This is a genomic window from Lactobacillus sp. wkB10, assembly GCF_000760615.1.
In the GTDB taxonomy this organism is placed as follows: domain Bacteria; phylum Bacillota; class Bacilli; order Lactobacillales; family Lactobacillaceae; genus Lactobacillus; species Lactobacillus huangpiensis.
On the sequence record NZ_JRJB01000007.1, the window covers coordinates 49,819 to 68,337 of the forward strand.

15 protein-coding genes, 1 tRNA gene and 1 riboswitch are annotated in these 18,519 nt (G+C 35.6%); of the genes, 11 read left to right on the forward strand and 5 right to left on the reverse strand.

Annotated elements, in window-relative coordinates; genetic code table 11:
- Positions 1-60 precede the first annotated feature (60 nt).
- A riboswitch (SMK box riboswitch) is annotated at positions 61-141 on the forward strand.
- From metK to LACWKB10_RS05950, 4 genes are all read left to right on the forward strand, one after another.
- Complete coding sequence (gene metK / locus LACWKB10_RS05935) at positions 139-1,338, forward strand: methionine adenosyltransferase (RefSeq protein WP_034980024.1); 1,200 nt, start codon at positions 139-141, stop codon at positions 1,336-1,338. (Overlaps the previous riboswitch by 3 nt.)
- Positions 1,339-1,367: 29 nt before the next feature.
- Positions 1,368-2,822 (forward strand): MDR family MFS transporter, encoded by a 1,455-nt coding sequence (locus LACWKB10_RS05940; protein WP_034980028.1) that lies wholly within the window; start codon positions 1,368-1,370, stop codon positions 2,820-2,822.
- A 139-nt stretch (positions 2,823-2,961) separates the two neighbouring features.
- Complete coding sequence (locus tag LACWKB10_RS05945) at positions 2,962-3,708, forward strand: tyrosine-protein phosphatase (RefSeq protein ID WP_034980031.1); 747 nt, start codon at positions 2,962-2,964, stop codon at positions 3,706-3,708.
- Between the two features lie 466 nt (positions 3,709-4,174).
- A complete protein-coding gene (locus LACWKB10_RS05950; RefSeq protein WP_034980034.1) occupies positions 4,175-4,663 on the forward strand; it encodes a cupin domain-containing protein in 489 nt (162 codons plus the stop codon).
- A gap of 55 nt (positions 4,664-4,718) precedes the next feature.
- On the opposite strand, the gene LACWKB10_RS05955 is transcribed toward LACWKB10_RS05950, so the two are convergent.
- On the reverse strand, positions 4,719-5,381 hold the full coding sequence (locus LACWKB10_RS05955; RefSeq protein WP_034980037.1) for a phosphatase PAP2 family protein: 663 nt from the start codon (positions 5,379-5,381) through the stop codon (positions 4,719-4,721).
- 285 nt (positions 5,382-5,666) lie between these two features.
- Here LACWKB10_RS05955 and leuS point away from each other — a divergent pair, with 285 nt between their 5' ends.
- A complete protein-coding gene (gene leuS / locus LACWKB10_RS05960; protein ID WP_034980040.1) occupies positions 5,667-8,081 on the forward strand; it encodes a leucine--tRNA ligase in 2,415 nt (804 codons plus the stop codon).
- 95 nt (positions 8,082-8,176) lie between these two features.
- Entirely contained in the window at positions 8,177-9,820 is a 1,644-nt protein-coding gene (locus LACWKB10_RS05965) for a polysaccharide biosynthesis protein (RefSeq protein WP_034980042.1), read from the forward strand.
- A 232-nt stretch (positions 9,821-10,052) separates the two neighbouring features.
- Here the strand turns inward: LACWKB10_RS05965 and LACWKB10_RS05970 are convergent, their stop codons facing one another.
- From LACWKB10_RS05970 to LACWKB10_RS05980, 3 genes are all read right to left on the reverse strand, one after another.
- Complete coding sequence (locus tag LACWKB10_RS05970) at positions 10,053-11,156, reverse strand: pyridoxal phosphate-dependent aminotransferase (protein WP_052060313.1); 1,104 nt, start codon at positions 11,154-11,156, stop codon at positions 10,053-10,055.
- A 151-nt stretch (positions 11,157-11,307) separates the two neighbouring features.
- A complete protein-coding gene (locus tag LACWKB10_RS05975; protein ID WP_034980044.1) occupies positions 11,308-11,532 on the reverse strand; it encodes a PspC domain-containing protein in 225 nt (74 codons plus the stop codon).
- Between the two features lie 325 nt (positions 11,533-11,857).
- Positions 11,858-11,941: transfer RNA gene (locus tag LACWKB10_RS05980), tRNA-Leu, on the reverse strand.
- Positions 11,942-12,042: 101 nt separating this feature from the next.
- Between LACWKB10_RS05980 and LACWKB10_RS05985 the strand changes: the two genes are divergently transcribed.
- From LACWKB10_RS05985 to fba, 5 genes are all read left to right on the forward strand, one after another.
- A complete protein-coding gene (locus LACWKB10_RS05985) occupies positions 12,043-13,323 on the forward strand; it encodes a serine hydrolase (RefSeq protein ID WP_034980046.1) in 1,281 nt (426 codons plus the stop codon).
- Between the two features lies 1 nt (position 13,324).
- A complete protein-coding gene (locus LACWKB10_RS05990; RefSeq protein ID WP_034980049.1) occupies positions 13,325-14,167 on the forward strand; it encodes an NAD(P)H-hydrate dehydratase in 843 nt (280 codons plus the stop codon).
- A 41-nt stretch (positions 14,168-14,208) separates the two neighbouring features.
- On the forward strand, positions 14,209-14,856 hold the full coding sequence (locus LACWKB10_RS05995; protein ID WP_034980052.1) for a L,D-transpeptidase: 648 nt from the start codon (positions 14,209-14,211) through the stop codon (positions 14,854-14,856).
- Between the two features lie 255 nt (positions 14,857-15,111).
- A complete protein-coding gene (argS, locus tag LACWKB10_RS06000; RefSeq protein WP_034980055.1) occupies positions 15,112-16,797 on the forward strand; it encodes an arginine--tRNA ligase in 1,686 nt (561 codons plus the stop codon).
- A 97-nt stretch (positions 16,798-16,894) separates the two neighbouring features.
- Entirely contained in the window at positions 16,895-17,809 is a 915-nt protein-coding gene (gene fba, locus LACWKB10_RS06005) for a class II fructose-1,6-bisphosphate aldolase (protein ID WP_034980057.1), read from the forward strand.
- Positions 17,810-17,863: 54 nt separating this feature from the next.
- On the opposite strand, the gene LACWKB10_RS06010 is transcribed toward fba, so the two are convergent.
- Complete coding sequence (locus tag LACWKB10_RS06010; protein WP_034980059.1) at positions 17,864-18,433, reverse strand: histidine phosphatase family protein; 570 nt, start codon at positions 18,431-18,433, stop codon at positions 17,864-17,866.
- Between the last annotated feature and the right edge of the window lie 86 nt (positions 18,434-18,519).

The window sequence follows — 18,519 nt, forward strand, 5'->3', positions numbered from 1 at the left end:
ATGCGGTAGCTTTTTTTATTATCAATGTATATATAAGAACATAGAACGAAAATTTTAAAAAATCGGTTCAAGTCCTGAGAGGATCCTTAAGTGGAGATGCCTTGTAACCGAATAGCTATTGTCTATAGGGGGACTAATATGGAAAAACGTTTGTTTACTTCAGAATCTGTTTCTGAAGGTCATCCAGACAAAATTGCTGATCAGATTTCTGATGCAATTTTGGATGCTATTATTGCCAAAGACCCTCAAGCTCATGTAGCTTGTGAGACCATCGTCAATACTGGTATTGTCTATGTCTTTGGTGAAATATCAACTAGTGCTTATGTTGATATTCAAGGAATTGTTCGCAAGACAGTTTTAAGAATTGGCTATGATAAACCAGAGCTTGGCTTTGATGGCAATAATTGCGCTGTCTTAATTGATATTGATGAACAATCACCTGATATTGCTCAAGGCGTTGATCATTCTCTTGAAACGCGTGAAAATCAATCTGACGAAGATCAGCTTGATCAAATCGGGGCGGGAGATCAAGGCTTAATGTTTGGTTTTGCAATCAATGAAACGCCTGAATTAATGCCTCTGCCTATTTCGCTTGCTCATCGCTTGATGAGACAGGTTGCTAAGCTACGCAAAGATGGTACTTTAACTTGGCTTAGACCCGATGCTAAGGCAGAAGTGACTGTTGAATACGATGAAAAACAAAAACCAACACGTGTAGATACAGTTGTTATTTCAACACAGACCGATGATAAGGTTTCAAACGAAGAGATTCGCCAAGCTATGATAGATTTGGCAATTAAAAAGGTAATACCTGCTAAATACCTTGATGAAAAGACCAAGTTTCTGATTAACCCATCAGGTCGCTTTGTTATTGGTGGACCTAAGGGTGATTCAGGACTGACTGGACGTAAAATTATTGTTGATACTTACGGTGGCTATGCTCGCCACGGTGGTGGAGCATTTTCTGGAAAGGATCCGACAAAGGTTGACCGCAGTGCCAGTTATGCTGCCAGATATGTGGCTAAAAATATTGTTGCTGCAGGCTTGGCTGATCGCTGTGAAGTTCAATTAGCTTATGCAATTGGTGTTGCTCATCCAGTTTCAGTTATGGTTGATACTGCCGGAACAGGTAAAGCAAGTGACGAACTCTTAACAAAAGCAGTACGTAAAGTCTTTGACTTGCGCCCCGCGGGGATAATTAAAATGCTTAATTTAAGGCGGCCAATTTATGAGCAAACAGCAGCTTACGGACACTTTGGCAGAACAGATATTGATTTACCATGGGAGAAAACTGATAAAGTTCAAGATCTTTTAAATTTTGTTCATGAAAATAAATAATTTTAGCAGCTAATGAAGGGGTTGTAATTGTGAAGAAGACAAATGTACGAGTAGTGATGATTGCGATTTTTATGACGACATTTATGACCGCCATCGAAGGTACAATCGTTTCTACTGCAATGCCAACAATTGTTTCTGATCTGAACGGATTGGAAATTATGAATTGGGTTGTTTCCATTTTTTTGTTTATGACTGCTGTATCAACTCCTTTATATGGCAAATTAGCTGACAGCTTTGGGCGTAAACCAATTTTTCTATTTGGAATAGCTCTTTTTGTGATTGGATCTGCTCTTTGCGGTCAGGCTCAGAATATGGTTGAATTAATTTTATTCCGTGTTATTCAGGGTCTGGGTTCTGGAGCCGTTCAACCGGTGGCTATGACCATAATTGCAGATTTATACAGTCTGGAAAAAAGAACAAAAATGCTAGGTCTAAATTCTGGTTTTTGGGGCGTAGCTTCAGTCATTGCTCCATTACTCGGTGGCTTTATCGTACAAAATCTTTCTTGGCATTGGGTTTTCTACATTAATGTGCCAATTGGTATCATTGCACTTTTATTAGTTGTCTTTTTCTTAAATGAACCAAAGAATAAGCAAAAGACAAAGCTCGATGTTAAAGGAACTTTTTGGTTAGTTGTTTTGCTTTTAACCTTAATGTTTACGCTTCAAGATTTAGGTACTCTTAATCCTTTTATGCTTATTGCTTTAATTGTACTAATCATAGTCAGCGCAATTATCTTTTATCATGAAGAAAAGCGCGCGGATGATCCGATAATGCCACTGTCAATGCTCAAGGGCAAAGAGTTCTTGGCTGTTAATATGATTACCCTGCTTGTTGCCGGAGTAGTTATTGGCTTTGAATTTTATATTCCAACCTGGATGCAGGGGATTAATGGTACTTCTGCTACTATTGCAGGTTTTGCCGTAACTCCAAGCTCTGTTATGTGGGTTGTGGGTTCATTTTTGATCGGTGGCATGTTGAGTCGCTGGGGTGTAAGAAAAACCTTCTTTGGATTGCTTACAATCCTGCTGATTGCTGACTGCATGTTATTGCTTGTTCCTATTCATACTCCGTTTTGGGTCTTTTGTGTCATAGCAACACTTAATGGCTTTTCCTTTGGTGGAGTTCTAACAGCTTCGCAAGTCAGGTCACAGGTTTTAGTTTCTAAAGAAAATATTGGTGTTGCTACTTCCTTTAACACATTAATGAGGTATTTAGGTCAAACAATGATGGTTTCCATTTTTGGTATTACCTTCAATACTGTCGTGGCACATCAACTTGCAAAACATCCGAATTTGACACAAGGCATGATGAACAAAATAGTTTCATCAGCTAAAGCCCAAGAACTATCTGCGAACTTAATTCCACAATTAAGGCAAGTACTTTTTAGTGCTTTAAAAGGGGTTTACTTCGTTTCGCTTGTTGCTATAGTAATATCTGTTATTTTTAATTGTATTTATAAAAGCAAAGAAAAAGCTAATTAGTCGTTAGATTTATAACAGACCTGCTGGTTTATTTACCAGCAGGTTTTTTATTTTAAAATTTTTTCATTAGTAGAAATATTTTGCCTGAAAAATTATAATAAATAATATTAAACTTAATAAGTAATTGGAGTATTAAAAAATGGCAAGGGAAATTACTAATTGGCGTTCCTTAGGTGGTTACACTGGATTTGAAGGAAGAAAAGTAAAAGACGGGATACTTTTTAGATGTGGGCAATTGTATAACTTGACTCCTTATCAAAAAGAACAAGTACAAGATAAATATCAAATTAAGAGAGTTTTTGATTTTAGGGGCGAGGAAGAAAGAAAACAATTTCCGGATTGTTTGTGGTCCGGATTAGATTATGTTGTAATTGATGTTTTAAAAGATGCTCAGGTTAATCAAGCCAGTGTTGATGAAATTGTTTCTGGTAATAATCAGGCTGAAGAAGATATGCTTACCACCTATGAAGAATTAGCTTTACAGAAATCTGCTCAAAAAGGCTACCATCAATTTTTAATGACTCTCATAAATGATCCTGTTCCGACAGCATTTCATTGTTTTGCAGGTAAAGATCGCACAGGAGTGGCAGCAGCTTTAATTTTGAAAAGCCTGGGAGTAAGTGATGATCAAATCTTAACGGATTATCTAAAAACTATTGAAGCGCGCAAGCAGGAAAATCAGGAAATTTTGGACTACCTCAGAGACCAATTAACAAATTCACAATTAAAAGATGTTGCTATAGCTTTAACGGTTCAAAAGTCATATTTAGAACGGTATTTTTCTGCCATTAGGCAAAATTATGGGGATTTTGATAATTACCTGATTAAAGGACTGAATTTACCGAGTGATTTTAAGAGCAAAATGAGGCAAATATATTTAGTCTAAAATTTAATTAAACAAAAAGATGATATGTTCCTTGAATTTTGGAATCATATCATTTTTAAGTTTTTGACTTCTTTCACTATTGATTTTGAGTATTAGTACATACCAAGTTGAAAACTTTAACAATTACGATTGTAAATAGTAATCTATACAGACAAAAGAAAAGTAAAGTTACAGACTGGTTAAACTAATGATTATTGCTTTACGACTTAAATCATTAGGAGAAAACTCAGTAAAATAAATTTGTACAGAGCTATTTTTTATTTTAATAAAATATATATGTTAATAAAAGAATAGTTAAAATTTTTTATAAATAATAAAACATATAACCGAAACAATAATAACTTTATACTAAAACTATAATAGTTATTAGCCTTATGAAATTAATTTTCAGATGACATTTTGACAAAAATAGGCTAGATTTGTAGAAAGTAGTTTTAATTATTAAAATTTTTACTAAGGAGAAAAAATGCAGCGCGATGATTATATTAAAAGTCTAGATCTTGAACCTCATCAAGAAGGTGGCTGGTTCAGGCAAGTTTATACTAGTGATCAACAATTTTATGATGAGGATAGTGATGGAAATCGATTTTATTACACTTCCATTTACTTTTTGCTTGATGATACCAGTTGTTCTCACTTTCACCGACTGAACCATGATGAAATGTGGTATTACCACGATGGAGAAGCGATTACTATTCATTGTATTGCTCCAGATGGTAAATATTCAGCTGTTAAATTGAGGAAAAATGTTTCTGCTGGAGAATTCATGCAATTCAAAGTTCCCAAACACACTATTTTTGCATCAGAAGTTACTAAACCAAACAGTTTTTGTTTAGTAAGCTGTGTTGTTTCACCAGGATTTGATTATCATGACTTTGAGATGCTTAAAAAGGCAGATTTACTAAAACAATATTCTGAATACAAAGAAGTCATTGAACGTCTAGCGCTAGATTAGAGTGATTATGAAAAAAGGATCCAAGGCTTTGAAAATAAGCTTGAATCCTTTTTATTTAATAAATAGTACTTTGTGCTCTTTGGTTTTCTAAATAATAATGGTAAAGGAAGGAATAGCCGATTAAAAGAAATGATATTCCTTCTAAAAATCCGCCAACTACGTCTGAAGGGTAGTGGACATGGCTAAAAATCCTTGTATAACCAATTAATATTGGAAAACATGCCCAAATGATACATAATACAGTTTTAGCGGCTTTATTTTTTATTAATAAAATTGTTAAAACAATCAAAATTCCAAATAATGTGGCACTGCCAACAGAATGACCAGATGGGAAACTATATCCGTGAGCTGTCACAAGGTGGTGGGTAAGTGGTCTGTGACGAGCTATTGCATGTTTGATAATCCAGTTGTAACCATTGGCTGCAATCATTGTTCCAGCTGTAAAAAATGCATAAGCAAATTTTCTGCAAAATGCTAAAACAATAACCATGATGATTGTTTCAATCATAATTACATTGGTATTGCCTAAATTGGTAAATGTTGTAGCAAATTTGATTACTGCAGGATTGTTATTGCAGATAATACTAATAATTGTTTGATCAAATTCACGAATAAATTGATTTTCAGAAGCAACCAGTATTGCCCAGATAGCATATAAGATCAAAAATATCGTCGCAGGTATTATGGTGTCTCTCTTTGTTTGAATTGTTTTGTTCAAAAACTTTCTCCCCTTGTTTTTTTTTGCATTTGTGGTAAATTATAATCATTATTGGTCAAAAAATAAAGATCAGGAACTAGTAGCAGTTTTGTTTTTCTATAGAGAAGAGTCGGAAGGTGCAAGACTTGAAAAGCAGATTGTGAACTGAGCCTGGAAAAAATCTAACGTTTGCTTTCCGCGTTAAGGGGCATGAGTGTCGCGCTTTTGGCGCGGAACTTAGGTGGTACCGCGATTATTCGTCCTATGAAAAAATATTTCATAGGACTTTTTTTATGAGGTAAAAATATGTATAATCACAAAGTTGTAGAAAAGAAATGGCAGGATTACTGGGAAAAAAATCAAACATTTAAAACCGGTAATGACCCGAAAAAGAAAAATTATTATGTTTTAGATATGTTCCCTTTTCCATCTGGTAAGGGACTGCATGTAGGGCACCCGGAAGGATACACAGCAACTGATATTGTCGCACGAATGAAACGTAGTCAAGGCTATAACGTCCTTCACCCAATGGGCTGGGATGCTTTTGGTCTTCCGACTGAACAGTATGCTCTCCAAACTGGACAAGATCCGGCCGTTGTTACTACTGAAAATATTGCCAATTTTAAAAGACAGCTGAATACTTTGGGCTTCTCCTATGATTGGAACAGGGAACTTGCAACTTGTGATCCAAAATATTACAAGTGGACCCAATGGACATTTGAACAAATGTATAAAAATGGTCTAGCCTATGAGGCTGAAGCCCCTGTTAACTGGTCACCAGATTTAGGTACAGTTGTTGCCAACGAAGATATTGTTGATGGTAAGACTGAACGTGGTGGTTACCCAATCTATCGCCGTAACATGAAGCAATGGATGCTTAGAATTACCAAATATGCTGACCGTTTGCTGGCTGGTTTAGACAATCTTGATTGGCCGGAAAACATTAAAGAAATGCAGCGCAACTGGATTGGTCGTTCTGTAGGTGCACAAATTACTTTTAAGGTTAAAAATTCCAATGAAACTTTTGATGTCTTTAGTACACGTCCGGACACATTATTCGGTGCAACTTACGCTGTGTTAGCTCCAGAAAACGAATTAGTTCAAAAAATTATGACTGATGGTCATAAAGATGAAGTCAATGCCTATATTAAACAAATTGAATCTAAGTCCGACCTTGAAAGAACAGATCTAAATAAAACCAAGACAGGTGTCTTTACAGGTGCTTATGCAATTAATCCTGTAAATAATGAAGAAATTCCTATCTGGATTGCTGACTACGTACTTGGCAGTTATGGTACTGGTGCGGTAATGGCTGTCCCAGCTCACGACTCCCGTGATTATGAGTTCGCCCGGAAATTCAATTTGCCTATTAAGGCCGTTATCAAGGGTGGAGATATTGCACAGGAAGCCTATACCGGTGATGGTCCACACATAGATTCTGAGTTCCTAAACGGACTCAACAATGCGGAAGCTAAAGAGAAAATTGTTGCCTGGCTCACTGAACACCATGCTGGAGAGAAAAAGGTTAATTACAAGTTACGTGACTGGGAATTTAGTCGTCAGCGCTATTGGGGTGAGCCAATTCCAGTAATTCACTGGGAAGATGGAGAAACAACGCTGGTTCCAGAAGATGAATTACCACTCGTTTTACCTCATGCTACTGACATCAAGCCGTCAGGAACACCTGAGAGTCCATTAGTTAATCTTAAAGACTGGGTCAACGTGGTTGATAAAAATGGTCGTAAAGGTAAAAGAGAAACTAATACTATGCCTAATTGGGCTGGTTCATCATGGTACTTCTTACGTTTTGTTGATCCTCAAAATGATAATAAATTAGCTGATTACGAATTGCTCAAGAAGTGGATGCCGGTTGACCTCTATATCGGTGGTGCAGAACATGCTGTACGACACCTGCTCTATGCAAGATTTTGGAACATGGTTTTATATGATCTGGGAGTTATTCCAAATGAAGAGCCGTTCCAAAAATTATTCAATCAAGGATTAATTCTTAAAGATCATGATAAAATGTCTAAGTCAAAAGGCAATGTTGTTAACCCAGATGACGTGATCGATGAGTACGGTGCAGACAGTCTGAGAATGTACGAAATGTTCATGGGTCCACTGGATGCTTCAATTGATTGGGATGATAATGGCCCTGCTTCTACCAAAAAGTTCTTGGACAGAGTTTGGCGTTTATTTGTTAACGATTTAGACCTTAAAGCTATTCCTCAAGAAAATATTGTGACTGAAAATGATGGCACCTTAGATAAAATCTATAACGAAACTGTTAAGAAAGTTACAGAGGACTTCGATAATTTACATTTCAACACCGCAATTTCTCAATTAATGGTTTTCATTAACGCAGCACAAAAAGCTAAAACTATTCCAAGAAAATATGCGGAAGGTTTTATTACCCTCTTGGCACCAATTGCTCCTCATATGATGGAAGAAATTTGGCAAATATTTGGTCATGATGAATCTGTTACGTTTGCAAAATGGCCAACCTATGATCCGGCTAAATTAGTTGAGTCAACGGTTGAGATTATGGTACAAGTTAATGGTAAACTGCGTGGGAACTTTACAGCAGCTGTTGGTTTGGATAAAGATGAAGTTCAGAAGCAGGCACTGGCTCTACCACATGTACAGAAGTTTTTGCAAGGCAAAGATGTAAAAAAGGTCATTGTTGTACCGAATAAAATTGTCAATATTGTAGCTAAATAAAGTTAATTTTTCCTAAAGTGCAAAGTATATTTGTTGTTAATTGCTTTTTTTCATTCACAATAATATAGTTAGTAAACTAGATTTAGGGAATATTAATGAGAGAAAATAATTTATCTGAAAAAAATACACAAAATACCTTCATTAAGGGCAGTGCATGGATGACTTTTGGCTCTATTACGTCACGTATTTTAGGAGCACTCTATATTATTCCATGGTTTTATTGGATGTCACCTTATGGCAACATTGCCAATGCATTAACTGCTAGAAGTTATAATATCTATAGTATTTTTATTTTAATATCTACAGCAGGTATTCCTGGCGCCGTTGCGAAACAGGTGGCAAAATATAATGCGCTTAATGAGTATGGTGTAGGACGTAAGCTTTTTCATCGTGGTCTGATTTTGATGGTAATTTTGGGTATCATTTCAGCTGCAATAATGTACTTTGCTTCGCCTTTTTTGGCTTCTAATGGTTCGCAGATTGATCCCAGACAGGTAAAAGTCATGCGTAGTCTGTCATACGCCATCTTGATAATCCCTGTTTTAAGCATTATGAGGGGATATTTTCAGGGATATGAGGATATGATGCCATCAGCCATGTCTCAATTTGTAGAGCAATTAGCACGAGTTATTTGGATGTTGTTAACCGCTTATATAATTATGCAGATGCAACATGGCAACTTTGTTGACGCTGTTGTGCAATCAAATTTAGCTGCAGCAATCGGAGCAATTTTTGGAATTGCCGTTCTAGCCTGGTTTTTGCTTTCGAGGCGTAACAAGCTTAATGAATTAGTTGAAAATTCTAATAATGAAATACAAGTTTCAACATCTGCTCTTTTTGCAGAAATTATTGCTCAGGCAGTACCGTTTATTATTATTGATGCAGGAATACAGCTTTTTTATCTGGTAGATCAGTATTCTTTTCATCCAATGATTGCCAGTTTGATCAATGCATCCAATAATACAATTGAAACTTGGTATGCGTTATTTGCTCTAAATGCTAATAAGCTGATTATGATTATCGTGTCTCTTGCTAGTGCAATGGCCGTGACAACAATTCCTTTGTTGTCCGCAGCACACACAAAGCATGACTTTCACGGGATTTCAAATCAAATAGGCAACACTTTAGATTTATTTCTATTTGTCATGACTCCAGCCTCTTTTGGTATGGCAGCAATTTCTACACCGGTTTATACAATTTTCTATGGGTATGACAAGCTAGGTTCAAATGTTTTATATCTTTCATCATTTACAGCAATTAGTTTAGGTTTATTCACTGTATTGATGGCGATTTTACAAGGTCTGTCAGAAAATGGTCTTGCAATTAAATATTTAGTATTAGGACTAATTATTAAAATTTTAATGCAGTATCCAATGATCTATTTGTTTAAGATTTTTGGTCCGCTGATTGCCACTAACTTAGGGATGCTCGTTATTATCTTTATGGCCTTAAAACACCTTAAAGTTGGCTATAATTTCAACCAGGATAGAACAAGAAGACGTTTTATTGGAATTACCGCATTTTCTGTAACCATGTTTTTAATTGTTTTGGCAGTAGAAAAAGGACTTGAATTGTTCTTGAATCCTGCAAGTAGTTTGCAGTCGTTGATTATAGTAGTTATATCCATTATTGTCGGGTGCTTATTTTACGGATTTGCTGCGATTAAGTCTGATTTGGCACAAAAAATTCTTGGGGATAAAATTATTCCTATATTAGAAAAATTGCATATTCATGCATAAGTGAAAAGGTAATTTAAAACTTGGTACCGTAGTAAAAACGGTATCAAGTTTTTTCTTTGGGCTAAATATATTTGGAACAATTTTATTAATAAACTTATAATAGCTTTTAGCTTTTAAAAGTTAAATAAAAAACTCTTCGCTAATTGAACTAAAACGCTATAAGCAAAGAGTTTATTAATTTAAACTGAAATATAATATTTAATTTATTGACTTAATCTTTTTAAGAATGCAATTATTTATAATTCAAAGTATAGTCTACACAGTCAATAATCTTATGCATACCTTCAAATAAAGCATCTTTTTCGGTAGATAACGAAATTCTAAAGTATCTGTCGGAATATTCCAAATCACTACCCTTGGCAACAATTACATGAAAGTGGTCTTCTAAGAGTTTATAGTACAAATCAACATCTTTGATTTCATCAGGAATTTTAATAAACATATATAGGCCTCCTAGATACTTTGAGGAAGCAAAATACTTACTTGTAGAAAGCAAATTAGTTAGTTTTTTACCTCTTTGTCCAATTTCTTCAATATGATGGGTATAATGATCTGGTTCTTGTAAAATTATTTCACCAATGAATTGACTAATAGTTGGGGCACTAAAAGTGATCCCCTCATTATAATAACCGTCTTGCTTAATAATATCGGCAGGAGCAATCACATAGCCTAGACGTATTCCTGGGATAGCAAAAGTCTTGGAAAAACTGCTGACTAATATTTGATGAGAAATGTCAGTTGAGACTGGTTGATATTTGTAGGTGCTCGGATAGTCGCTATAAACATGATCATCAACTAGAAAAATGTTGTTTTCCTCACATAGTTTATTCAAGAAGTTACGGTCTGATTCTGATAAACTTGCGCCTGTGGGATTATTAGGATAGTTAATGATAATAGCCTTAGTGTTTTGGTTTACTGCGTTTTTGATTTGATCTTTTGGTAGTGCAAAATCGGGAGCCTCTGATTTGACTATCACTGGCTTTGCTCCCACTCCTGCAATTAAATTTAAGTATGAAGGGAAGAAGGGAGCAATAACTATAATTTCATCACTTTGAGATTTGATGATTGACTTTAAGGATAAAAATGCACCATGTAAGCATGACACTGTGATTTGGATGTTATCTACATCAATATCTTTTATGCCATATTTTTCTTTGTAATATGTCACAATTTCTTTTCTAAGTTTTGGCAAACCCATACCCGGAGTGTATCCGTTGCCTTCTTTTTCAACTCGTTTCACAAGTTTGTCAATTATTCTTTTGTTTATTCCAGAACGAAAATCACCAATAGATAAGTCAATGTAATCTGATGGTAGTATATTAACGTCTAAGCTCATAATATATTAACCTTTCTTTAAGTAAATTATTGTATAAATCATATTATTTAATTCGAAAAAGGTCAAATTGCACAAAAAAATTCAGGTCTAATTTTTCATATAATCGAACTTGAATTTTTGAGTAAGACAAATAAATTTATTTTTTAAGAATTTAGTACTTATGAAATTCACCGTCAGGAGTGTCATTACTGTGATCCTTTTCAGGCATAACAATTGCAGCAATAATATATAAAAGCAATCCTGTAAAGAATGAAAACAATATTAAGGCTCCGCCTCCAATCCTGGTCCACGCCTTATCCCAGCCAAAGTATTCTGCGACTCCGCCAAAGACACCGGAGACAATCTTATCCTCAGATTTTGTTAAACGTTTTTGCATGACAATACCTCCTTTTACTATAATTTTAATACAAAAAAATCATTTAAGTACAATTGAAAACATATTTTTAAAAATAAAAGTAGCCAAGTCTAATTTTTTAAAAAATCACGTGCGAAATACCATTGATGCTGTTTAAAGGAATAGCAATTTTTATACTAATATAAGCATTTAATTTTTGCTTATTTTTAGTTGAATTGAAGTTGCTTCAAGTAACTACTGTGACTGTCAATTAGCAAGTTCTAAATAATACGCTAGAAACGGAGAAAAATAATAAAAACAAAAGAGCTAGATCCTTAATGGACTAGCTCTTACTATCTTAATATGATGCCCCGAAAAAGATTCGAACTTTCACTTAGTTACCTAAACAGCGACCTGAACGCTGCGCGTCTGCCAATTCCGCCATCGGGGCTTATTATTTTTAGCACAGTAATAATCATACCAAAAATTTGGTAAAATGTAAGCATAAAACGTAAAATAATCCAAAAAATATCAGGGAAGGGAGAATCATACTTGAAAAAGAAAGCAAAAACCATCATTCTATTTTTTATCAGCTTTTTATTACTGGCACTTCCAGTTGACGTGAATGCTGCTTCAAAATTGCCTGATAATTTTGATCAAGATAAAGTAGCTATAGATGCTAAAGCAGCAATAGCAATTGATAGTAAGACTGGCCAATTATTGTATGGCAAAAATATTAATCAGCCATTGCCCATAGCTTCAATGACAAAACTGATAACCGCATATTTAACCCTAAAGGCAATTGATCAGGAAAAAATCAATTGGAACACTAAGGTTACGCCTACTCGGCAAATTTTTGCCGTTGCCAGTAACAGAGAGTATTCAAACGTTCCCTTGCGTATGAAGCACACGTATACGATTAGACAATTGTATCAAGCAACTTTAATTGAATCCGCTAACGGAGCCGCAATGATGTTAGCAGAAGCAATTAGTGGTTCTCAGGTTGCGTTCGTTAAGCAAATGAGACAGCAGTTGCAAAAATGGGGCATTAAAGATGCTCGCATTTATACAACCTGCGGATTGCCCAACAAAAGCGTTGGTAATGATGCTTATCCTGGGGCAGGTAAAAATGATGAGAACATGTTGTCTGCCAAGGATATGGCTATTGTAGGCCAGAAATTAATACAGGATTATCCTGAAGTACTTAAGACTACTAAAATTGCTAAAATGGACTTTATTGACCAAAATATGGCAACGCCAATGAGCAATTTTAACTGGATGTTAAAAGGGATGCCGCAATATCATAAAAATCTAAAAATCGATGGTTTGAAAACAGGAACTACTGACGCTGCAGGTGCTTGTTTCATTGCCACTGCACCTTATCGTGGAGGGCGAATAATTACTGTGATAATGGGAGCGAAACATGTTACTAACACTGATCCTGCCCGTTTTATTCAAACAGCTAAACTGCTCAATTATGTTTATCAAAAGTACGAGCCATTAGTTTTTCAGCGTAATGAAGTAATTATTGGTCACACTAATATGGCAGTTCACAATGGACAAGCCAGGCAGATAAATATTGGTATCAAAAATAAAGCACTGATCTGGATACCACGAAATGGCTCTAAATTTCAGGTGGGTTTAACATCCAAAACTGTTGAAGCTCCAGTAGAAAAAGGGCAAAAAATCAACGCTTATTACTTTAAGATTGGCAAAAACAAAATTATTTCACTGCAAAGTCCTAATGGACTATTGTTGCCCGCCCATGCTTTAGAATCAACAAATAGAGTAAACATTTTTGTAAGGTTTTGGCGCTGGCTATTTGGAGGCTAATATGGCAGTAATTACAGAAGATATTTTGACCAAAGTAATAAAAAAAAGACCAAGTGACTCTCATAAAGGCAATTACGGTCGGATTTTATTAATAGGTGGCAGTGAAAACTATGGTGGTGCAATTATCATGGCCGCTGAGGCTGCACTTAATAGTGGTGCGGGACTCATTTCTGTGGCCACCCATGCGATGAATCTTGATGCATTGCATGCACGTAATCCTGAGGTCATGTTTATTGACTGGCGTGATCGGAATTTGATAAATTTAATGAAAAAAATGGATGTTATTGTTTGTGGGCCAGGTTTAGGATCCAGCACTTTTACTCGGCAATTAATGTCAAAGATATGTCAAAATGTTTCTCAAAATCAAATATTGGTTTTGGATGCGAGTGCTTTGGACATGATTGGTCAGGATCCAAAGCTAATTCCAACTCACCCCGGTTTAGTGGTCATAACACCACATCAAATGGAATGGCAAAGATTGAGTCAAATTAGAATTTCATATCAGACTGACAGTGCGAATTCAAATGCTTTGAAAAAGATTTTTCCTACCCAAAATGCTATTTTGGTTTTAAAATCAAATCACACTCACATTTATACCAAAGCCGATCAGATTTTTGTAAATCCATTAGGCAATCCTGGCATGGCTACAGGTGGAATGGGAGATACCTTAGCTGGTATAATAGGTGGCTTTACAGCTCAATTTGGCAATAGTTTGGATTCTGTTCTGGCCGCAGTTTTTATTCATTCTTTGGCAGGCGATAAAATTGCTGAAAATAATTATGTAGTGCGACCGACCGAAATAAGCGCGATGTTGCCACAGCTAATGAATCAATATGCTAATTAGATATTTTACGTTGAAAATTTGGTTGGGAGAAAGGTTATAACATGAAGAAAAGTCTTTTAAAAATTCTTACTGCTTTTTGTGTTTTATTAATATGTGCTATTAGTCTGGCACGAATTTCAATGCCATCTCAGCCAGAAAAGAAAAATTCAGCTATGGAAGTAAAGAAAACTGCTGTTATTAAAACAGCGGCATCTTATCGACCGTATCAGGATCCAAAAGATTTACGTTCCCCCTTTAATTGGAAAAAGCCAAGTGAGACAAAGCCCTATCCTAAAATTAAGCATCTCGAAAATGACTTAACAATTAGAGTCTCCCTAAAGGGTAATCGAGTTTACATCTTGCGGGGTAATAAACGAGTGTACACCATGCTTGCAAGTGCTGGTTTGTTTAAAAAAGGCAAGTCATTGACACCAACAGGAAATTATAAAATTAAAAATGGTCGTGGAGATTCTTTTTATAATCCTGAATTAAATGAAGGTGCTAATAACTGGACTAGTTGGGACAAAGAAAATGTTTATCTTTTTCATTCTGTTCCTACGAAAGGCAATGGCAAATACAATATTAAAGAGGCTGAAAAGTTAGGTGTCAAGCCTGCCTCTCATGGCTGTATCAGATTAAGCGTACCTGATTCACGCTGGTTGGCTGAAAATATTCCAGTAGGTACCAAAGTAATTATCAAAAATAACTAAAAAATTTGGCTAAGCTTTCATTTCCTGTTATAATCTTTTGATGAAAGTGGTTAGGAGTAGTAGGCATTTTTCTAGAAAAGCGAGTTTGAGTTGGTGAAAGTCAAGCTGGAAAAATGACTGAAGGCGTGCCTAACTAATAATTTAGCAAATTTAATAAGCGGATACTTTGTATCAAATAGAGTGGTACCGCGGGTTATAACTCGTCTCTTCTTCAAATAATGAGGAAGAGACTTTTTTTGGCATTTAGGAGGAAAAATGGATTTTAAAGATAAGGTAGTTGACTTAATCGCTAGTCAGGTTGACCTTTCCAAAGATCAAATCAATTCATTAATTGAAAGACCAAAAAATGAAAAAATGGGTGACTATGCTTTTCCAGCCTTTGCATTGGCAAAAATGCTGCATCAAAATCCTGTAGTTATTGCGCAAAATATTGCAGACAAACTAAAAAGCAGCGACTTTGCTTCAATTAAAGCTGTTGGACCCTACGTTAATTTTTCTATCAATCACAGCAAGTTGATTTCACAAACTCTCACAGAAATCTTGCAACAAAAAGAACATTATGGTGACCAAAAATTGGGAGAGGGGAATGTTCCTATTGATATGTCTAGCCCCAACATTGCAAAACCAATGTCGATGGGGCACTTAAGGTCAACAGTAATTGGCAATTCAATTGCCAAGACCCTGCAAAAAGTTGGTTACACACCAATTAAAATCAACTATTTAGGTGATTACGGTACACAATTTGGTAAATTAATAGCGGCCTACAAGCACTGGGGTGTGGAAGAAGACGTTAAAAAAGACCCGATCATGAATTTATTTAAATATTACGTCAAGTTCCATAAAGAAGCTGAAAAGCACCCTGAGCTTGAAGATGAAGGTCGCGCGTGGTTTAAGAAATTGGAAGAGGGTGATCCAGAAGCAGTTAAATTATGGCAATGGTTCCGGGATGTTTCCTTGGCTGATTTCAACCGTATTTACAAAGAATTGGGTGTCACTTTTGATTCGTATAAAGGTGAGGCTTTCTTTAACGATAAAATGCAACCTGTGATTGATGAACTGAAAGAAAAAGGACTTTTACATGAATCTCGTGGTGCACAAGTGGTTGACATGGGTGAAGATGAAAATCCAGCTTTGATTGTTAAATCAGATGGTACTAGCATCTACTTGACACGTGATCTGGCAGCTGCGATTTATCGTATGAAAACTTATCATTTTGTTAAAATGCTTTATGTGGTCGGCAACGAACAGGCTCAGCATTTTGTAGAATTAAAATCTGTTTTGAAAAAAATGGGTTATGATTGGGCTGATGAAATTTACCATGTTCCTTTTGGATTGATTACTCAAAATGGTAAAAAATTATCTACTAGAAAAGGCAATGTGGTATTTCTTGATCAAGTTTTACAAGATGCCGTTAAACTAGCTCAAAAACAAATTGAGCAGAAAAATCCTGATTTGACCAATAAAGATCAAGTAGCTCATGATGTTGGAGTTGGCGCAGTTATTTTTCATGATTTAAAGAATGAAAGAACCGAAAACTTTGACTTTGACCTTGATGAAGTTGTTCGTTTTGAAGGTGACACAGGTCCATATGTGCAGTATACAAATGCTCGTGCACAAAGTGTTTTGCGCAAGGCAGCTGCTCAAGGTCACGAACCGCAATTAACAGATATAAAAATCGATGATGACTGGTCTTTTGGTGTTGCTAAGTCCCTTGCTGATTTTCCTCGTATCATTGCTCGCAGCAGTGATAAGTTTGAGCCGTCAGTTATTGCTAAGTTTGCTCTTGATTTAGCTAAGAAATTTAACAAGTATTATGCAAATGTTAAAGTTTTAGTAGATGATGATCAAATTAGTGCTCGATTGGCATTAGTCCAGGCAACTTCAATTGTTTTAACTGAATCTTTGCGTCTATTAGGTGTGAATGCTCCTAAAGAAATGTAAAAGTTTTAAATAATAACGTTTACATCAAATAAAAGATTGTTCAACGATTAATTAATACGATACAATATGACTGTAAGTTTAATAGGAGGTATATTTAATGGCATATTTAGATAATGGTAATCAAATCTTTAAAGATGCTCGTAAAAACCATTATGCAGTAGGTGCTTATAACACTAACAACTTGGAATGGACACGTGCAATTTTGCAAGCAGCTGAGGAAACAAGAACCCCAGTTTTAATTCAGGTGTCAATGGGTGCAGCTAAGTACATGGGTGGCTATAAAGTTGCTAAAGACTTAGTTGAAGACGAAATGGATGCAATGGACATTTCAGTTCCAGTTGTATTGAACTTAGACCATGGTAGTTTTGAAGCTGCTAAAGAATGTATTGCTCTTGGCTACTCATCCGTTATGTTTGATGGTCATGCTTTACCAACTGAAGAAAACTTAGCTAAAACCAAGGAAATCGTTAAGTTAGCTCATGAACGCGGTATTTCAGTTGAAGCTGAAATTGGTAAAATTGGTGAAAACCAAGGTGCCGATGGTGGAGAATTAGCATCTGTTGAAGACGCAAAAACTTTTGTAGCTGCAGGTGTTGATAAACTTGCTTGTGGTATTGGCAACATTCACGGCGTTTACCCAGAAGGCTGGAAGGGCTTGAACTTTGATCGCTTAAAGGAAATTGCTGATGCAGTTTCTGTACCATTAGTTTTACATGGTGGTTCAGGCATTCCTGAAGAGCAAGTTAAGAAGGCTATTTCCCTTGGAATTTCTAAAGTTAACATTAACACTGAATTCCAATTGGCTTTCCAAGCTGCTACTCGTAAGTACTTTGAAGCTCACAAGGATGAAGACAAGGATAACAAGGGTTATGACCCTCGTAAGCTTCTTCTTCCTGGTACTGAAGCAATTACAGCTTCAATGAAGGAAATGATCACTTGGCTTGGTACTCCATCAATTGATGACAAAATTAAGTCAGCAGGTTTTGACAAGAGTTCATTGAACTTGGAATAATTTAATAATTATAATATAAGAGAGATCAATCTGAATTATTGATCTCTCTTTGCTTTAACAGCTGGGGTTAAAAATCGACTGCAAACGAAAAACACCATTTTCGTAGTCGTATTTTAAGACTGAACAGTTTTTAAAGTGATATTTGCGTTCAAAAGTATTATATTTTTCCCACTTTCTGTAAAAATTTGCTATAGCACCGGCGTGCGATACAATCAGAATATGTTGATAAGGAGATGATTCTGCAATACTGATAATCGCTTTATTGATTCTTGCGACTACCTGTTTTTGGGATTCACCACCAAATTGAACAAAAAAGTCGTTATAAGGTAGTGGCGGATTTAAGTGTTCACCTTCTCCTTCGTATGTACCGAAATTCCACTCGCGTAAATCTTTGTGTGTTTTAAAAGGTAGATCGGTCACTATTTTTAAAGTATCTATTGCCCTTTCAGAAGTTGAACAATGTGCCTCTTCTAAATTGACTTTATCATGCTCAAAATATTCTTTTTTCGTTTCTTTTGCTTGTTTGATTCCTAAAGAAGTTAAAGGTGAATCACAAAATCCCTGAATCTTATGTTGGACATTAAACAAAGTTTGTCCGTGACGCATTAAATAAACATATTTCATATTTTTACCTTCTTTGATATATATACATTTAATTGTAAACAAAAAGTTCATAAAAATCTAAATGAAATAAATTGACTTAAAGTTCA

What these genes read in the sequence shown, in the direction of transcription:
- metK (WP_034980024.1), top strand. Translation starts at nt 139, where the DNA reads ATGGAAAAACGTTTGTTTACTTCAGAATCTGTTTCTGAAGGTCATCCA.
- LACWKB10_RS05945 (WP_034980031.1), top strand. Translation starts at nt 2,962, where the DNA reads ATGGCAAGGGAAATTACTAATTGGCGTTCCTTAGGTGGTTACACTGGA.
- LACWKB10_RS05950 (WP_034980034.1), top strand. Translation starts at nt 4,175, where the DNA reads ATGCAGCGCGATGATTATATTAAAAGTCTAGATCTTGAACCTCATCAA.
- leuS (WP_034980040.1), top strand. Translation starts at nt 5,667, where the DNA reads ATGTATAATCACAAAGTTGTAGAAAAGAAATGGCAGGATTACTGGGAA.
- LACWKB10_RS05965 (WP_034980042.1), top strand. Translation starts at nt 8,177, where the DNA reads ATGAGAGAAAATAATTTATCTGAAAAAAATACACAAAATACCTTCATT.
- LACWKB10_RS05970 (WP_052060313.1), bottom strand. Translation starts at nt 11,156, where the DNA reads ATGAGCTTAGACGTTAATATACTACCATCAGATTACATTGACTTATCT.
- LACWKB10_RS05975 (WP_034980044.1), bottom strand. Translation starts at nt 11,532, where the DNA reads ATGCAAAAACGTTTAACAAAATCTGAGGATAAGATTGTCTCCGGTGTC.
- LACWKB10_RS05990 (WP_034980049.1), top strand. Translation starts at nt 13,325, where the DNA reads ATGGCAGTAATTACAGAAGATATTTTGACCAAAGTAATAAAAAAAAGA.
- LACWKB10_RS05995 (WP_034980052.1), top strand. Translation starts at nt 14,209, where the DNA reads ATGAAGAAAAGTCTTTTAAAAATTCTTACTGCTTTTTGTGTTTTATTA.
- argS (WP_034980055.1), top strand. Translation starts at nt 15,112, where the DNA reads ATGGATTTTAAAGATAAGGTAGTTGACTTAATCGCTAGTCAGGTTGAC.
- fba (WP_034980057.1), top strand. Translation starts at nt 16,895, where the DNA reads ATGGCATATTTAGATAATGGTAATCAAATCTTTAAAGATGCTCGTAAA.
- LACWKB10_RS06010 (WP_034980059.1), bottom strand. Translation starts at nt 18,433, where the DNA reads ATGAAATATGTTTATTTAATGCGTCACGGACAAACTTTGTTTAATGTC.